Annotated in this window: 15 protein-coding genes; 9 read left to right on the plus strand and 6 right to left on the minus strand. The window is 66.9% G+C overall.

Going from position 1 to position 16,214, the window contains the following annotated elements:
• From Q0Z66_RS09905 to hutI, 3 genes are all read left to right on the plus strand, one after another.
• The coding region (locus tag Q0Z66_RS09905) for a histidine ammonia-lyase (protein ID WP_298040657.1) at positions 1 to 1,206 on the plus strand (1,206 nt) is incomplete at its 5' end.
• Positions 1,199 to 2,863, plus strand: coding sequence for a urocanate hydratase (hutU, locus tag Q0Z66_RS09910; protein WP_298040659.1), 1,665 nt, complete (start codon positions 1,199 to 1,201; stop codon positions 2,861 to 2,863). The genes Q0Z66_RS09905 and hutU, both read left to right, overlap by 8 nt.
• Positions 2,860 to 4,017 (plus strand): imidazolonepropionase, encoded by a 1,158-nt coding sequence (gene hutI / locus Q0Z66_RS09915; protein ID WP_298040660.1) that lies wholly within the window; start codon positions 2,860 to 2,862, stop codon positions 4,015 to 4,017. The genes hutU and hutI overlap by 4 nt, the downstream gene beginning before the upstream one ends.
• Here hutI and Q0Z66_RS09920 read toward each other — a convergent pair whose 3' ends face one another.
• Together Q0Z66_RS09920 and Q0Z66_RS09925 are read right to left on the minus strand one after the other, a co-directional pair.
• A complete protein-coding gene (locus tag Q0Z66_RS09920) occupies positions 4,018 to 4,926 on the minus strand; it encodes an arginase family protein (protein WP_298040662.1) in 909 nt (302 codons plus the stop codon).
• 1 nt (position 4,927) lies between these two features.
• On the minus strand, positions 4,928 to 6,205 hold the full coding sequence (locus Q0Z66_RS09925) for a DUF445 domain-containing protein (protein ID WP_298040664.1): 1,278 nt from the start codon (positions 6,203 to 6,205) through the stop codon (positions 4,928 to 4,930).
• Between the two features lie 40 nt (positions 6,206 to 6,245).
• Here Q0Z66_RS09925 and Q0Z66_RS09930 point away from each other — a divergent pair, with 40 nt between their 5' ends.
• A complete protein-coding gene (locus tag Q0Z66_RS09930) occupies positions 6,246 to 6,518 on the plus strand; it encodes a metal-sensitive transcriptional regulator (protein WP_298040666.1) in 273 nt (90 codons plus the stop codon).
• 4 nt (positions 6,519 to 6,522) lie between these two features.
• Here the strand turns inward: Q0Z66_RS09930 and Q0Z66_RS09935 are convergent, their stop codons facing one another.
• Genes Q0Z66_RS09935 through Q0Z66_RS09950 form a run of 4 tightly spaced genes read right to left on the minus strand, consistent with a single transcriptional unit; the run spans position 6,523 to position 10,572 of the window.
• Positions 6,523 to 7,680 (minus strand): acyl-CoA dehydrogenase family protein, encoded by a 1,158-nt coding sequence (locus tag Q0Z66_RS09935; protein ID WP_298040668.1) that lies wholly within the window; start codon positions 7,678 to 7,680, stop codon positions 6,523 to 6,525.
• Complete coding sequence (locus Q0Z66_RS09940; protein WP_298040670.1) at positions 7,677 to 8,435, minus strand: alpha/beta hydrolase; 759 nt, start codon at positions 8,433 to 8,435, stop codon at positions 7,677 to 7,679. The genes Q0Z66_RS09935 and Q0Z66_RS09940 overlap by 4 nt, the downstream gene beginning before the upstream one ends.
• A gap of 32 nt (positions 8,436 to 8,467) precedes the next feature.
• Positions 8,468 to 9,367: a sugar kinase gene (locus Q0Z66_RS09945; RefSeq protein WP_298040672.1), complete on the minus strand. Its 900-nt coding sequence runs from the start codon at positions 9,365 to 9,367 to the stop codon at positions 8,468 to 8,470.
• Positions 9,364 to 10,572, minus strand: a complete 1,209-nt coding sequence (locus Q0Z66_RS09950) for an MFS transporter (RefSeq protein ID WP_298040674.1) — start codon at positions 10,570 to 10,572, stop codon at positions 9,364 to 9,366. The genes Q0Z66_RS09945 and Q0Z66_RS09950 overlap by 4 nt, the downstream gene beginning before the upstream one ends.
• Positions 10,573 to 10,937: 365 nt before the next feature.
• Here Q0Z66_RS09950 and nrdH point away from each other — a divergent pair, with 365 nt between their 5' ends.
• The 5 genes from nrdH to Q0Z66_RS09975 form a co-directional block, all read left to right on the plus strand.
• A complete protein-coding gene (nrdH, locus tag Q0Z66_RS09955; protein ID WP_298040676.1) occupies positions 10,938 to 11,171 on the plus strand; it encodes a glutaredoxin-like protein NrdH in 234 nt (77 codons plus the stop codon).
• Between the two features lie 48 nt (positions 11,172 to 11,219).
• On the plus strand, positions 11,220 to 11,654 hold the full coding sequence (gene nrdI, locus Q0Z66_RS09960) for a class Ib ribonucleoside-diphosphate reductase assembly flavoprotein NrdI (protein WP_298040678.1): 435 nt from the start codon (positions 11,220 to 11,222) through the stop codon (positions 11,652 to 11,654).
• A complete protein-coding gene (gene nrdE, locus Q0Z66_RS09965; RefSeq protein ID WP_298040680.1) occupies positions 11,636 to 13,795 on the plus strand; it encodes a class 1b ribonucleoside-diphosphate reductase subunit alpha in 2,160 nt (719 codons plus the stop codon). The genes nrdI and nrdE overlap by 19 nt, the downstream gene beginning before the upstream one ends.
• A 37-nt stretch (positions 13,796 to 13,832) precedes the next feature.
• A complete protein-coding gene (gene nrdF / locus Q0Z66_RS09970) occupies positions 13,833 to 14,810 on the plus strand; it encodes a class 1b ribonucleoside-diphosphate reductase subunit beta (RefSeq protein WP_298040682.1) in 978 nt (325 codons plus the stop codon).
• 364 nt (positions 14,811 to 15,174) lie between these two features.
• Positions 15,175 to 16,214, plus strand: a 1,040-nt coding sequence (locus Q0Z66_RS09975) for a site-specific integrase (protein ID WP_298040684.1), incomplete at its 3' end; no start/stop codon positions are given.

Here is a 16,214-nt window from a genome sequence, read left to right on the forward strand (position 1 = left end):
ACCGGTCGCACCGGGGTGCGCCCGGTCGTCGCGCAGACGTACGCGGCCATGCTGAATGCGCGCATCACGCCGATCGTGCGCGAGTACGGTTCGCTCGGATGCTCCGGAGACCTCGCGCCCCTCGCCCACGTCGCGCTCGCCGCGCTGGGGGAGGGGGATGTTCGTGTCGCATCCGATGCCGTGGTGCCGGCATCCGTCGCCTTCGCCGAGGCCGGCATCGCCCCGCTCTTGCTCGAGGAGAAGGAGGGCCTCGCCCTCATCAACGGCACCGACGGCATGCTCGGGATGCTCGTGCTCGCCCTGCACGACCTCGAGAACCTGCTGACCGCCGCAGATATTGGCGCGGCGATGTCGGTGGAGAGCCAGCTCGGCACGGATGCCGTGTTCGCCGCCGACCTCATGGCGCTGCGCCCGCAGCTCGGGCAGACCGCATCCGCCGCGCACATGCGCGCGTTCCTCGCCGGGTCCCCGATGATCGCCAGTCACCGGGGTCCGGAGGACGGTCGGGTGCAGGACGCCTATTCTCTGCGGTGCGCGCCGCAGGTGCACGGCGCCGCGCGCGACACGATCGCGCACGCCTCCGCAGTGGCGGCGCGCGAGCTGGCCAGCGTGATCGATAACCCCGTCGTGACAGTCGACGGACGCATCGAGTCGAACGGCAATTTCCACGGGGCGCCGGTGGCGGCAGTGCTCGACTTCCTCGCGATCTCGACCGCCGACGTCGCTTCGGTCTCGGAGCGGCGCACCGATCGGGCGTTGGACCCTGCCCGCAACCGGGGCCTTCCGCCGTTCCTGGCCGATGAGGTGGGTGTGGACTCGGGGCTCATGATCGCTCAGTACTCTGCCGCGGGCATCGTGTCGGAGTTGAAGAGGCTGGCGGTGCCGGCATCTGTCGACTCCATCCCGTCATCGGCCATGCAGGAGGATCACGTCTCGATGGGATGGGCGGCGGCGCGTAAGCTTCGCCGGGCGATCGACGGGCTCGCGCGCGTGCTCGCGATCGAGCTCATCACCGCGGCTCGGGCCCTCGATCTGCGCGCGCCGCTGCAGCCGGGGCCGGCGACCGGTGCGGTGCGCGATCTCGTGCGCACCGTGGCGGGCCCGCCCGGGCCCGACCGGTTCCTGTCGCCCGAGATCGAGGCCGTGACTGTCCTGGTCCGCTCGGGCGAGATCGCCCGCATCGCCGAGGAGAGCGCCGATGTCTGAATCACCGTCCGAGATCCGTCACGGCATCCGGGCCGCCCGCGGCGCCGAGCGCACGGCGCGCAGCTGGGGTGCGGAGGCCGCCAAGCGGATGCTGATGAACAATCTCGATCCCGAGGTCGCCGAGCATCCGGAGGATCTCGTCGTCTACGGCGGAACCGGTCGCGCCGCGCGCAGCTGGGCGGCGTACGACGCGATCGTGCACGCACTTGACGAGCTCGAACCCGATGAGACGCTGCTCGTGCAATCGGGCAGGCCCGTCGGGGTGTTCCGCACGCACGAGTGGGCGCCGCGGGTGCTCATCGCGAACTCGAACCTCGTCGGCGACTGGGCGACGTGGCCGGAGTTCCGCCGGCTCGAGGCGCTCGGGCTGACGATGTACGGGCAGATGACGGCCGGGTCGTGGATCTACATCGGCACGCAGGGCATCCTGCAGGGCACCTACGAGACGTTCGCCGCGGTGGCCCGGTCGCTGGGCAGGGAAACGTTGGCCGGAACGCTCACCCTGACGGGCGGATGCGGCGGCATGGGTGGCGCGCAGCCCCTCGCGGTGACGATGAACGGCGGGGCGGTGATCGTCGTCGACGTCGACGAGACGCGTCTCGCGCGCCGGGTCGCGCACGGCTACCTCGATGAGATGACGGCGGATCTTGACGAGGCCGTCGCACGGGTGATCGCGGCGAAGGATGCCGGGACGGCGCGGTCCGTGGGGCTCGTGGGCAACGCGGCGGATGTCTTCCCCGAGCTGCTGCGCCGCGGCATCCCGATCGACATCGTCACCGACCAGACCAGTGCGCACGACCCGCTCGCATACCTGCCGCAGGGCATCGGCGTGGCCGGCTGGAAGGCCGCCGCCGAGCGCGACCCGGACGAGTTCACCCGCCGGGCGCGGGAGTCGATGGCCGCGCACGTGGCCGCGATGGTGGGGTTCCAGGATGCCGGGGCCGCGGTGTTCGACTACGGCAACTCGCTCCGGCGCGAGGCCGAGCTCGGCGGATGCGCGCGGGCGTTCGATTTCCCCGGGTTCGTGCCGGCGTACATCCGGCCGCTGTTCGCCGAGGGCAAGGGGCCGTTCCGGTGGGTGGCGCTGTCGGGGGATCCGGCGGACATCGCCGCGACCGATCGTGCGGTCAAGGAGCTGTTCCCCGAGGATCGGGCGCTGCATCGCTGGCTCGACCAGGCAGCCGAGAAGGTGCAGTTCGAGGGGCTGCCGGCGCGCATCTGCTGGCTCGGCTACCAGGAGCGCCATCTCGCGGGGCTGAAGTTCAACGAGATGGTCGCGTCGGGGGAGGTATCGGCTCCGATCGTCATCGGGCGCGACCATTTGGATGCCGGGTCGGTCGCGTCGCCATATCGGGAGACCGAAGCGATGGCCGACGGATCGGATGCCATCGCCGACTGGCCGCTGCTGAACGCGCTGCTGAACACGGCCTCCGGGGCGTCGTGGGTGTCGCTGCATCACGGCGGCGGGGTCGGGATCGGGCGCAGCATCCACGCCGGGCAGGTCACCGTCGCCGACGGCACGGCGCTCGCCGCGGAGAAGCTCGCACGGGTGCTCGTGAACGATCCGGGCACCGGCGTCATGCGCCACGTCGACGCGGGATACGAGCGGGCCCGCGAGGTCGCGCGCGAGCGGGGTCTGAAGGTGCCGATGCCATGAGCACGCTGATCACCGGGATCGGTGAGCTGAGCACCTGCACCGATGCGGGCATCCTGGACGATGCCGCCGTGCTCATCGAGGGCGGCAGGATCGCGTGGGTCGGCCCGTCCGCCGATGCCTCGCCCGTCCCCACCATCATCGACGCCGCCGGCCGCGCCCTGATCCCCGGTTTCGTCGACAGCCACAGCCACCTCGTCTTCGCGGGCGACCGCGCGGCCGAGTTCGAAGCGCGGATGGCAGGGGAGAGGTATGCCGCCGGCGGCATCCGCTCGACGGTCGCCGCGACGCGGGCGGCGACGGATGCCGCCCTCCGCGAGCGTCTGGCGGGGTTCATCGCCGAAATGCAGGCCCAGGGCACGACGACGGTCGAGATCAAGAGCGGCTACGGGCTCGACGTTGACACCGAGAGGCGGCTGGTACGCCTGGCCGCCGAGGTCACCGGCGAGGTCACATTCCTCGGCGCGCATGTGGTGCCGACGGAGTTCGCGGATGCTCCGGATGCCTACGTCGATCTCGTTATCGGCCCGATGCTCGACGCGTGCGCGGCGGATGCGCGGTGGATCGATGTGTTCTGCGAGGAAGGCGCGTTCACCGTGGAGCAGTCGCGCCGGGTGCTTGAGGCGGGGATCACGCGGGGTCTCATGCCGCGGATCCACGCCGGTCAGCTCGGCCCGGGGGAGGGTGTGCGGCTCGCGGTCGAGCTCGGCGCGGCATCCCTCGATCACGGGACGTATCTGAGCGATGCGGACGTGGCGGCGCTCGCGGCATCCGACACGGTGCTGACGCTACTGCCGGGGGTGGAGTTCTCGACGCGGCAGCCGTATCCGGATGCCCGCCGTCTGATCGACGCCGGCGTCACCGTGGCGATCGCCTGCGACACGAATCCCGGTTCGAGCTTCACCTCGTCGATGCCGTTCTGCATCGCTCTCGCGGTGCGCGAGATGGGCATGACGCCCGCCGAGGCGCTGCGGGCGGCGACGGCCGGTGGGGCGCGGGCGCTGCGCCGGGACGACATCGGCGTGATCGCGGCCGGAGCGCGCGCGGATCTCGTCCTGCTCGATGCACCGAGCCACGTGCACCTGTCTTACCGGCCCGGCGTTCCGCTCGTGCACAGCGTCTGGAAGGACGGGGTGCTCATCGCGAGCCGCGCGTGATCAGCCGCGGGTGGCGAGACCAGCGAGCAGCTCCAGCACGCACAGGGCGGCGAGCCGGACGGTGCGCTCGTCATCGGCATCCGCTGTGGCATCGACCTCGGCGATGTCGGCGCTGATGACCCGGGCATCCGTCGCCACGGCGCGCGTCAGCGCACGCAGCTCGTGGGCGGCCAGCCCGCCGGGAACGCTCGCCGGGCATCCCGGGGCGACGGACCGGTCGCAGACGTCGACATCGATGTCGAGATGGATGCGTGCGGCGGGCCCATACCCCGCGATCTCCAACGCCTCAGCAACAGCATCCGCGACTCCGCGCTGACGCACCTCATCGAGCGTGATCACCCGGATGCCCAGCGCGGCCGCCCGTCGCGCGTAGGCTGCGGAGTTCGCGAAGTCGGCGATCCCGATCTGCACGATCCGCGAAGGATCGATGGGCGTCGTCCCGGATGCCCCGGCCGGGGCATCCTCGATCAACCGGCGCACGGGTGAACCGTTGGAGACGCCATCGCGCAGGTCGAAGTGCGCGTCGAAGGTGATGAGCCCGGTCGCGGCCGCGCCGAGCGCGACCGGATAGGTCAGAGAGTTGTCGCCTCCGAGGGCGATCACGAAAGCCGGCAGGCATTCCCGCACCCGTGCGATGACCGCGGCGTGGCCGGCATCGCCGTCCGGGTCGACGATGTCGCCGGCATCCGTGATGCGCAGCATCTCGTCGAGATCCATCGCCTGCGGCCCCATCATCGCGGCGCTGTATCGCCTCAGCGCCGCCCGCACGGCGGCAGGCGTTTCAGCTGCACCGGTCGGGGAGAGCGAGGTTCGCCAGGTCGGCACCCCGAGCAGCACCGCATCCGCCTCGCCATCGAACGCGGGCCACGCCCCCGCACGCGGCCACAGATCATCGTGCGAGAGGCCCACGTCACACTCCCGGGATCAGCGCGTGGGCGAGGGTGAAGATCGCGAGCCCGGCGAGGCCCCCGACCACGGTGCCGTTCAGGCGGATGTACTGCAGGTCGCGCCCGACCATCAGCTCGATCTTCTCGGTCGTCTCGGCCGGATCCCACCGCTCGACGGTGTCGGTGATGATCGAGGCGATGTCGTGGCGGTAGCGGTCGACGACGAACACCGCGGCATCCGACACCCACGTGTCGACACGGTTCTGCAGCGAAGCATCCGTCGTCAGCCGCTCGCCCACTTCGATCAGCGCCTGCACGGCCCGCACCCTCAGACCGCTCGCAGGATCTGCGAGGGAGACGATGAGTCCGTTCTTCGCCGTGTTCCAGGCATCCGCGGCGAGGCTCGCGACGCGCGGGCTGTCGAACAGGCCCGACTTCGCATTCTCGAGCTTCGCGCGGGTGGCCGGGTCGTTCTGCAGGTTATCGGCCAGGCGGGCGAGGTAGCCGTCGATCGCGATGCGGGCCGGATGCTGCGGGTCGGCCTGAACGGCGCGGGCGAATTTGACCGCCTCGTGGTAGACCGTGTCATCGACGAGGCGATGCGCGAGCCGCGGCACCCACGACGGCAGACGCCGCGAGACGAGCCCGGCGAACGCCTCGCCGTTGGCGTCGAGCCAGGTGGCGATGTTGTCGACGGCGAGGTCGACGGCGCAGTGATGGGCGTCCGCCTCGACGATCCGTGCGAGCCAGGCGCCGGCGGGCGGACCCCATTCCGGATCGACGAGGTGCTCGCGGGCGAGGTCGCTGATCAGATCGCGCACATCGTCGTCGCTGAGGGCGTTCAGCACCGCGGTCGCGATCGTCGCGCCCTCGGCGGCGACCCGCTCGGCATGGGCTGGCTGCTGCAGCCACTCACCGGCGCGTTCTGCGATCGCGGTCGAGGAGAGCTTTGTGCGTACGACATCGGAGGCGAGGAAGTTCGTCTCGACGAACTCGCCGAGGCTGCGGCCGATCTCATCCTTGCGGTTCGGGATGATCGCCGTATGCGGGATCGGCAGCCCCAGCGGGCGTCGGAACAGCGCGGTGACCGCGAACCAGTCCGCGAGAGCACCGACCATGCCGCCCTCCGCAGCGGCCCGCACATACCCGAGCCCCGGATACCTGCCCTGCAGGGCGAACGCGATGACGAACACGATCGCCATCAGGACCAGCGCGCCCAGCGCGATCGCCTTCATCGTGCGCAGCGCGCGCAGGCGCGACTGATCGGCGGGGGAGAGCAGAGCCATCGGTGTGCGCGGCATGGGGCCATCCTCGCACGGGCACCCGCGGTAGCCTCGGATCATGCTCGAAGACATCAAGAAGCGTGCTCTGCACCGCACCAGCATCCTCGAAGGACAGCTGCGGGGCATCGCGCGGATGATCGAGAGCGAGGAGTACTGCATGGACATCATCACGCAGTCCCGGGCCATCCAGCGCTCGCTCGCCTCCCTCGACCGGCTGCTGCTCGAGAACCACCTGCGCACGCACATCACCCACATGATCGAGCACGGTGGAGAGCAGCGCGATCAGGCGGTCGAAGAACTGCTCAAGGCCTTCGACGTCGAGAAGAAGTAGCGCCTCAGCCCTCGACCGGTCCCAGCAGTGCGGCAGCCGCCGCGGCGTGCGCGGACTCGGGATCGGACGGGTGGAACATCCCCGCCAGAACGTCGCGGTAGAGGCGCGAGAGCTCGTTGGAGGAGAAGTACGATCCGCCGCCGCACGCGAGGACGGCCTGGTCGACGACGTGCTTCGCCATCGTGACCGCGCGGTGCTTCGTGCCCGACAGCAGCGTGAACCAGCGAGCGCCGTGGTCGGCGCGGGCGTCGACGTCGCGGGCGAGGGCAGCGATCTGCGGAGGCAGGGCGTCATAGGCGAGGCCCATGTCGGCGATGCGCCAGCGGATGTCGGGATCCTGCGCGTAGGAGCGCCCCGTCTTCTTCGACGTGCGCTTCGTGACGGTCGAGGTCGCGAGATCGAGCGCACGGCGGGCGATGCCGGTGTAGACGGAAGCCAGCAGCAGCTCGAAAACGCTGAAGATCCCGAAGATGATCGGGTCGGGGGAGGGGCCCGGATCGATCCGGCGCACGACGTGCTCCGCTGCGGCGACGGCACCGTCGAGACGCGTCGTGCGGCTCTGCGTTCCCCGCATACCGAGGGTGTCCCAGTCGTCGCTCGTGATCACGGCATCCGTCCGCTCCACGAAGGCGAAGACCAGTTTCGGGGCATCCGGCGAGGTGGTGTCGAGGCCGTGCAGCCCCAGCTTCGTCCACACCGGCGCGAGCGAGGTGAAGATCTTCGTGCCGGTGAACGCATAACCGCCATCGGCGGCGGGCACGGCATCCGTATCACTGCCGAAGAGCACGAGGTCGTTGCCGCCCTCGCTGATCCCGAAGGCGAAGACGTCGCCGGCGACGGCGCCGTCCTGCACGAACTCGAGTCCTGGGACGCCGCGATCGCTGAAGACCTTCGCGACGCCGGTCCAGACGAGGTGCATGTTGATCGCGAGGGCGGTGGCGGGGGACGCCGTCGCCAGACGCTGCTGAAGCACCGCCGCCTGCTCGAGTCCGAGGCCCGCGCCGCCGCGCTCGGTGGGCACGAGGATGCTGAGATACCCGGCCTCCCGCAATTCATCGAGGTCCTGCTGGGGGAAGGTGTTCTCGCGGTCGTGGATCGGTGCGCGCTCGCGGATGCGTGCGAGCAGATCATCGGGCAGGAACACCGAGGAGTCGAAGGTCACGAGAGGGCCTTTCCGAGTTGACGGATGGTTTCTTCGGGCCGATCGCGGTGCGGGGAGTGCCCGGCATCGGCGACAACCGACATGGTGATGAGGGGGTTCGTGTCGAGAACCTGCTGCGCCGTGTCGCCGGTGAACAGACTGTAGACGTCGGGATCGGCGCCGATGATGTGCGTCGGAATCGCCAGTCGCGCAGCCTCCGTGCGCACATCCCAGGGGGCGTTCTGCGCGCTCGTTTGCTCTACGGCCCAGCGGCTCGTGCGCGCCACGGCGTCGATCTTCAACTCGTGATCCTGCGGGTGCCAGTGCGGGTGCTCCTCGCGCACGAGTTCGATGCGGTTGTCGGCGAAGGCCCGCTCCTGGCTGCGTCGGATGATCGAGCTGTCGCGTCCTGCGACGAAGATGGCCGGGTCGATGAGGACGAGCTTCTTCGTCCACTCGGGATCGGATGCCGCGGCGACCGTTGCCGAGGCTCCGCCGAGCGAATGTCCGATGACGGCGTCCCACGAGGCCCCGCGGTCGGGGCGAGTGCCGCGGAGATCGGCGGCGTAGGCGGCGATCGAATAGTCCTGGGTGCGGGGAGCTGCGCCATGGCCGCGCAGATCGATCGCGACGGCGTGCCACCCGGCATCCGCCATCGCCTCGCCCAGCCGCCACATCAGGGCACCGGAGGAACCGAGCCCGTGAACGAGCAGCGCGGTGCGGGGAGCGAGGGCATCGCCCCAGCGGAGACGGGGCAGCTGTACCGAGGAGGGCATGTGCACAGCTTAGGAAGGAGGAGGTCGCAGACTCAGACCAGCGGCGGCATGTCTGCCGCGACGGCGAGCACGCGGGCGGCGGCGCGGTGTCCCGCTTCGAGTCGTTCGGCGATCGGCGCTTCCGCGAGCGTCGCCGCCAGGAACCCGGCGGCGAAGGCGTCGCCCGCGCCGATCGGTTCGACGACGTCGACGACCGGGGCAGGGACGAAGACCGGGGCCGCATCGCCGACGAAGGCGGTTGCCCCGACATCGCCGTCCTTGACGACGAGGATCGGACACTCGGGGAGGAACGCGCGGATGTCGGCGGCTGTCGTCGTCCCCCAGATGCGCTCCGCCTCATCCCGGCCGACGAAGACGATATCGGCGGAGCGGGCGAAGTGCGCAAGAGTCTCGGATGCTTCAGCCTCCGGCCACAGGGCGCGGCGGTCGTTGACGTCGAAGGAGACCAGCGCCCCCGCATCGTGCGCATCCGTGAACAGGTGCTCGACCATGTCCCGGCAGGAATCGGACAGCGCCGGAGTGATGCCCGTCGTGTGCACGATGCGCACACCCCGCAGACGATCGGCGCCGAGCGCACCCGCCGTCATCTGCGAGGCCGCCGACCCTCGACGGTAGTAGTAGGACAGAGAGCCCTCGGCTCCGGGATCCTTGAACATGACGCCCGTCGGGGCCGTGGCATCCTGCTCGACCCACAGGTCCACGCCGCGCCCCTCCAATTCCGCGATGATGCGCTCGCCGAAGGGGTCCGCACCGAGACGCGATGCCCAGGCGACGCGGCGGCCCGCGGCGGCGAGCCCCGCCGCGACATTGGACTCCGCCCCGGCCAATCCGATCGTCGCGGCCCCGGCCCGGACCAGCGGGTCGGCGATCGGGGTGATGAGAGCCATGCTCTCACCGACGCACACGACTTCGGGTGCGGAGGGGGCGCTCATGAGGGGATGCTCACCGGTTCTGTATCGGGGGCGGGGCTGGGGTCGCGATGACGCAGATCCGGGAGGGCCCGGACGAAGACCATAGCGACGATGACCCCGACGATAGCGAACAGCGCCGCGGCGAGATAGGCGCCGTGAGCTCCACCGGTGCCATCGATGAGGAAACCGGCGATCGCAGACCCGGCCGCCGCACCGATGAGCTGACCTGTGCCGGCCCAGCCGAATGCCTCGGCCGTTTCGCTGAACTTCACACTCGCCGTCGTGATCGCGAACAGCACCGCGAGGGCCGGGGCGATGCCGAGACCCGCGATGAAGAGCATCGCGGCGAGCCAGTAGGCGTTCAGCAGGACGAGCGTCAGGGAGAGGCCGATCGTCACGATCACCATGCGGCGGGCGAGGGCCCACGGTCCGATGGGGATGTGACCGAAGGAGAGCCCGCCGATCAGGCTGCCGGCTGCCATGATCCCCAGCACCACGCCGGATTCGATGCTGCCGTGATCGAACGTCGCGACGACGCCGACCTCGACCGCTGAGCACGCTCCGATCAGGAGGAAGCCCAGTACCGTCGCCAACATCACGGGTGGTTTCATCAGAACACGGCCGAAGCCGCGGCGGCTGCGAGGGATTCGTACACGCCCCACCTCGGGGGAGAGGATGAACCAGCTGCAGCCGAGCACGAGGATCGTGGCGACCAGGATGAGCCCCTGGGCGGTGCCCACCTGCATCGACGTGAAGGTGATCACGACGGGGGCGATGACCCAGATGATCTCCTGCAACGAAGCGTCGAGGGAGAACAGGGGTGTCAGCTGAGACGAGTTGACGAGCTTCGGATAGATCGTGCGCACGGCCGATTGGATCGGCGGCGTGGAGAGCCCCGCCAGGAAGCCGAAGGCCATGTACCCGCCGAGGTTCAGCGTCAGCATCGCCAGCGAGAGGAGGGCGAGCGTGCAGATCGCCGCGGTCAGCGTGAGCACACGGCGCATTCCCCACACGCCCATCCATCGGCTCGTGACGGGACCGGCGACGGCTTGCCCGACCGAGGTCGCCGCGAGCACGAGACCGGCCGCGGCATAGGAGCCGCTCTGCTGCTCCACGTGCAGGAGGATCGCCAGTGCGGTCATGCCGCTGGGGAACCGCGCCGTCAGCTGCGCCGCGATCATGCGCCCCACCCCGGGGGTGCGAAGGATGTCTCGATAACCCGCCACGGGACAACGTTACTCGCGCTCGCGCGCGAGGGTTGTGCCGCCACGAGGGCGACACGCCGAGACACGCCAGGGGGCTCTCTCCACAGGAAAACGCATGTCGGAACCCCGACGTAGCCTGCCTCCTGTGGATGGATTCTCGAACCGCTCCGGAGAACCGCGAGATCATGCGCTTGTGGGGTCGGAAAATTGATCCGCGGGCTGTGGATGAAAACGTGGAGAACCTGTGTTGTAACAGTGGAGAGCGGTGGAAAACTACACGGATGTAACTACTAGTCCTTGTGGTCACACCCAATGTCCGTACCTATATGTAGTATTGAAGTCCCGGTGGGGGGTCTGCCGGAAAGTTGAGTTCTGAGGGGTAAGAAATGTCGATCACCGTCTACACCAAGCCTTCCTGTGTGCAGTGCAACGCGACCTATCGTGCCCTGGATGCGAAGGGCATCGAGTACGAGATCCTCGACCTCTCCGAAGACGCCGCAGCGCTCGAGCAGGTCAAGGCCCTCGGCTACATGCAGGCCCCGGTCGTGGTGACCGATGAGGACCACTGGTCGGGCTTCCGCCCCGACAAGATCAGCGAGCTCGCATCGCGCCTGGCGTGATGCCCCCGCGCACGGAAACTGTCGAGATGTCAGGGACTGAGGTGAACCATGAGCACCGTCGCAACGGCCACGCCGCTCCTGGTCTTTTTCTCCAGCACCTCCGGTAACACCGCGCGCTTCATCCAGAAACTCGGTCTGCCGGCGCAGCGCATCCCGCTGTATCGGACCGATGAACCTCTTCTCATCGACGAGCCCTTCGTGCTGGTCACGCCGACCTACGGCGGCGGCCAGGGGCGGGGCGAAGAGAAGGGAGCGGTCCCCAAGCAGGTGATCCGCTTCCTGAACGACGAGCGCAACAGGCGCAACATCCGCGGAGTCATCTCCGCAGGAAACACCAACTTCGGCGATGCCTTCTGCCTCGCCGGAGAGATCATCAGCCGCAAGTGCCAGGTGCCGCACTTGTACCGGCTCGAAGTATTCGGCACACAAGACGATGTTGATCGCGTGAGCGACGGATTGGAACGATGGTGGGCACTGCAGTGACCGAGCAGGCGGCTTTCAAGAGCAACCCTGCGTTTGAAGGACTCGACTATCACGCGCTGAACGCGATGCTGAATCTGTACGACGCGGACGGCAAGATCCAGTTCGACGCCGACAAGCGCGCGGCCCAGGAGTACTTCCTGCAGCACGTCAACCAGAACACGGTCTTCTTCCACTCCCTCAAGGAGCGACTGGACTACCTGGTCGAGAAGGAGTACTACGAGGGCGCGCTCATCGAGAAGTACTCGCACGAGTTCATCCAGAAGCTCAACGACTTCGCCTACTCGAAGAAGTTCCGCTTCGAGACCTTCCTCGGCGCGTTCAAGTACTACACGAGCTACACGCTGAAGACCTTCGATGGCAAGCGCTACCTCGAGCGCTTCGAGGACCGGGTCGTCATGACCGCCCTCGGCCTCGCCGACGGCGACGAGCAGGTCGCGATGGACCTCGTCGAGGAGATCATCTCCGGCCGCTTCCAGCCGGCCACCCCGACCTTCCTCAACGCCGGCAAGGCGCAGCGCGGCGAGCTCGTCAGCTGCTTCCTGCTGCGCATCGAAGACAACATGGAGTCGATCTCCCGCGGCATCAACTCCTCGCTGCAGCTCTCCAAGCGCGGCGGCGGTGTGGCACTGCTGCTGTCGAACATCCGCGAGTCGGGTGCGCCGATCAAACAGATCGAGAACCAGTCCAGCGGAATCATCCCGGTCATGAAGCTCCTGGAAGACAGCTTCAGCTACGCGAACCAGCTGGGTGCACGCCAGGGCGCGGGAGCGGTCTACCTGAACGCGCACCACCCCGACATCATGCGCTTCCTCGACACCAAGCGCGAGAACGCCGACGAGAAGATCCGCATCAAGACGCTGTCGCTGGGCGTCGTCGTCCCCGACATCACCTTCGAGCTCGCCAAGAACGGCGAGGACATGTACCTCTTCTCGCCGTACGACGTCGAGAAGGTCTACGGCGTGCCGTTCGGCGACATCTCCGTCACCGAGAAGTACCGCGAGATGGTCGACGACCCGCGCATCAAGAAGACGAAGATCAACGCGCGCGAGTTCTTCCAGACGATCGCCGAGATCCAGTTCGAATCGGGCTACCCGTACATCATGTTCGAGGACACGGTGAACAAGGCGAACCCGATCAAGGGCCGCATCAACATGTCGAACCTGTGCAGTGAGATCCTGCAGGTCAACACGCCCACGACGTACAACGACGATCTGTCGTACGACGTGATCGGCAAGGACATCTCCTGCAACCTCGGTTCGATGAACATCGCCCTCGCGATGGACGGCGCAGACCTCGGCTCCACGGTCGAGACGGCGATCCGCGGTCTCACCGCGGTCAGCGACCAGAGCCACATCTCCTCGGTGCGCTCCATCGAGGACGGCAACGACCGCTCGCACGCCATCGGTCTCGGTCAGATGAACCTGCACGGATACCTCGCCCGCGAGCACGTGCACTACGGGTCCGAAGAGGGCATCGACTTCACGAACATCTACTTCTACACGGTGCTCTACCACGCGCTGCGCGCCTCGAACAAGCTCTCGATCGAGCGCGGTGCGACGTTCGACGGCTTCGAGGACTCGACCTACGCCTCGGGCGAGTTCTTCGACAAGTACATCGAGCAGGAGTGGACCCCCGCGACAGAGAAGGTCGCCGAGCTCTTCGCCGGCCACCACATTCCGACGCAGCAGGACTGGGTCGAGCTGAAGGACAGCATCCAGAAGCACGGCATCTACAACCAGAACCTGCAGGCCGTGCCGCCGACCGGCTCGATCTCCTACATCAACAACTCGACGTCGTCGATCCACCCGATCGCGTCGAAGGTCGAGATCCGCAAGGAGGGCAAGCTCGGCCGCGTCTACTACCCGGCGCCGTTCATGACGAACGACAACCTGGAGTACTACCAGGACGCGTACGAGATCGGCTACGAGAAGGTCATCGACACGTATGCCGCCGCCACGCAGCACGTCGACCAGGGCCTATCGCTGACGCTGTTCTTCAAGGACACCGCCACGACCCGCGACATCAACAAGGCGCAGATCTACGCATGGCGCAAGGGCATCAAGACGATCTACTACATCCGTCTGCGTCAGCTCGCACTCGAGGGCACCGACATGACCGAGTGCGTCAGCTGCATGCTGTGATTGACCTCTGATCAGAGATTTTTAGACAGGAAGAATGATGACCCCCGAATCTCTCAAGCTGGTCGACCACGTGCAGGCGATCAACTGGAACCGCATCGAGGACGACAAGGACCTCGAGGTCTGGAACCGTCTGGTGAACAACTTCTGGCTGCCCGAGAAGGTGCCGCTGTCGAACGACGTGCAGTCGTGGAACACGCTCACCGCCGAGGAGCAGCTGCTCACGATGCGCGTGTTCACCGGTCTGACGCTGCTCGACACGATCCAGGGCACGGTCGGCGCCGTTTCGCTGATCCCCGACGCGATCACGCAGCACGAGGAAGCCGTCTACACGAACATCGCGTTCATGGAGTCGGTTCACGCCAAGAGCTACTCCTCGATCTTCTCGACCCTCGCGTCGACGAAGGAGATCGACGAGGCCTTCCGCTGGTCGACCGAGAATGTGAACCTTCAGAAGAAGGCGCAGATCATCATGGATTACTACCAGGGAGACGACCCGCTCAAGCGCAAGGTCGCATCCACCCTGCTGGAGTCCTTCCTGTTCTACTCGGGCTTCTACCTGCCGATCTACTGGTCGTCGAAGGCGAAACTGACGAACACGGCCGACCTGATCCGCCTCATCATCCGCGATGAGGCCGTGCACGGGTACTACATCGGCTACAAGTACCAGAAGGGTCTCGAGAACGAGACCGAGGAGCGCAAGGCGGAGCTGAAGGACTACACCTTCAACCTCATGTTCGAGCTCTACGAGAACGAGGTGCAGTACACGCAGGACCTCTACGACGGCGTCGGCCTGACCGAGGACGTCAAGAAGTTCCTGCACTACAACGCGAACAAGGCGCTCATGAACCTCGGCTACGAGGCCATGTTCCCCTCGACCGTGACGAACGTGAACCCGGCGATCCTGTCGGCACTCTCGCCGAACGCCGACGAGAACCACGACTTCTTCTCCGGCTCCGGCTCCTCCTACGTCATCGGCAAGGCCGAGGCTACGGAAGACGACGATTGGGACTTCTAGAAGTTCAGTTCTGAAGGGTCTTACAAAAGGCCTGGTCGCGCCCCGGATCTGCGAGTTTTCGCAGATCCGGGGCGTTTTTCGTGCCTCCAGTCAAAAGACAAAGGAGGACAGAAATGAACAGCAATATCCATTCAGAGGGGCACGTAGGGGGCACGCGCCTACCTTCCAAGTGGGAGAGGAGGTGCTCGCGGACCTGGTTTTCGGGTTCACGTGCCCTCCAGGTCGTGCCCCAACGTGCCCCACATTGCGACTGCGTACCCGTGGGAGCCGCGGAACTACGCGGAACTTGTGTCTCGGGTGTGAAGAGGGGCACGAAGGGGCATGACCGCCCGCAGGAGTCCAATTCAGTCCACGGGAGGCCATAATGAGCACCACCGCACAAGCGAATGCAACGCTCAAACGGGAAGCATGGGGAAGGTTGAGGAAACTCCCTTCCGGCCGGTGGCAGGTCCGTTATCCAGGACCGGACGGAAAGACCTACACCGCCAGAACTGACGACGACAAGCCGCTCACATTCGTGACCAAGACTGACGCCCGGACGTGGCTCGCGAGCCTCCAGACGCGGATGGCGCGGGGTCTTTGGGAGCCGCCAGAAGTCACCGCAGCGAGACTTCGCGCGGAGGTCGCCGCAGAGACCGCGAGGTCGATGGGTTTCGAAGAGTATTCGCAGCGTTGGCTGAAGATGATCAGAGACGAGCCGAACCGCCAGGGTAAACAGCGAGCAGTTGGCACGATCCGGTCCTACAAGGGCAAGGTCATCGGATACCTCATCCCTGAGTTTGGCGACACGCCACTCCGCGAGATCAACGTTGAGCGAATCAAGAAAATGACCGATCGGCTCGATCGGATTCCTGCACCGTTGAACCCCAAGTCGAAGTTCAACGGCATCACTCGGCCCGTACTCGTGGTCCTCATGATGATCCTGAGGCAGGCTGCGCGCGAAGGCCTCATTTCTTCGGTGCCGGACATCTCGGTTCCTAAGCAAAAGTCCGTGCGCCACGATGCTGATCATGATTCTGGAGACGATGTCGCAACACCGGTGCAGGTAGAGGCGCTGTACGCAGCAGTGCCCGACAAGTGGGCGATTGCCATCTTGCTGGCTGCGTGGTGTCAGTTGCGACGGGGCGAGTGTCTTGGCCTTCAACGCCGCGACATCGAGTGGCGCGATGACGGTGGAGCGACGCTGCATGTACGGCGGCAGCTCAATGCGAACACCGGTGGGTACACAACGCTCAAGACCGAGGCGGGGCAGAGATCCCTTAGCATCCCAAGATTGATGCTCGTGCGGCTGCGGCAGCACTTGGACACATATGTAGCGTCGGAACCTAACGCTCCAGTGCTGCCGACAGATGCGAAAGGCTCGGTCCCCCTGTCCAATACCAGGTGGGGATACCTGTGGATGGA

The organism is uncultured Microbacterium sp., assembly GCF_947632095.1.
In the GTDB taxonomy this organism is placed as follows: Bacteria; Actinomycetota; Actinomycetes; order Actinomycetales; family Microbacteriaceae; genus Microbacterium.

Coding starts and splice junctions, on each gene's coding strand:
- nrdH (WP_298040676.1), top strand. CDS start 10,938: ATGTCGATCACCGTCTACACCAAGCCTTCCTGTGTGCAGTGCAACGCG.
- Q0Z66_RS09930 (WP_298040666.1), top strand. CDS start 6,246: ATGCTCGAAGACATCAAGAAGCGTGCTCTGCACCGCACCAGCATCCTC.
- Q0Z66_RS09945 (WP_298040672.1), bottom strand. CDS start 9,367: ATGAGCGCCCCCTCCGCACCCGAAGTCGTGTGCGTCGGTGAGAGCATG.
- Q0Z66_RS09940 (WP_298040670.1), bottom strand. CDS start 8,435: ATGCCCTCCTCGGTACAGCTGCCCCGTCTCCGCTGGGGCGATGCCCTC.
- hutI (WP_298040660.1), top strand. CDS start 2,860: ATGAGCACGCTGATCACCGGGATCGGTGAGCTGAGCACCTGCACCGAT.
- nrdI (WP_298040678.1), top strand. CDS start 11,220: ATGAGCACCGTCGCAACGGCCACGCCGCTCCTGGTCTTTTTCTCCAGC.
- nrdE (WP_298040680.1), top strand. CDS start 11,636: ATGGTGGGCACTGCAGTGACCGAGCAGGCGGCTTTCAAGAGCAACCCT.
- hutU (WP_298040659.1), top strand. CDS start 1,199: ATGTCTGAATCACCGTCCGAGATCCGTCACGGCATCCGGGCCGCCCGC.
- nrdF (WP_298040682.1), top strand. CDS start 13,833: ATGACCCCCGAATCTCTCAAGCTGGTCGACCACGTGCAGGCGATCAAC.
- Q0Z66_RS09925 (WP_298040664.1), bottom strand. CDS start 6,205: ATGCCGCGCACACCGATGGCTCTGCTCTCCCCCGCCGATCAGTCGCGC.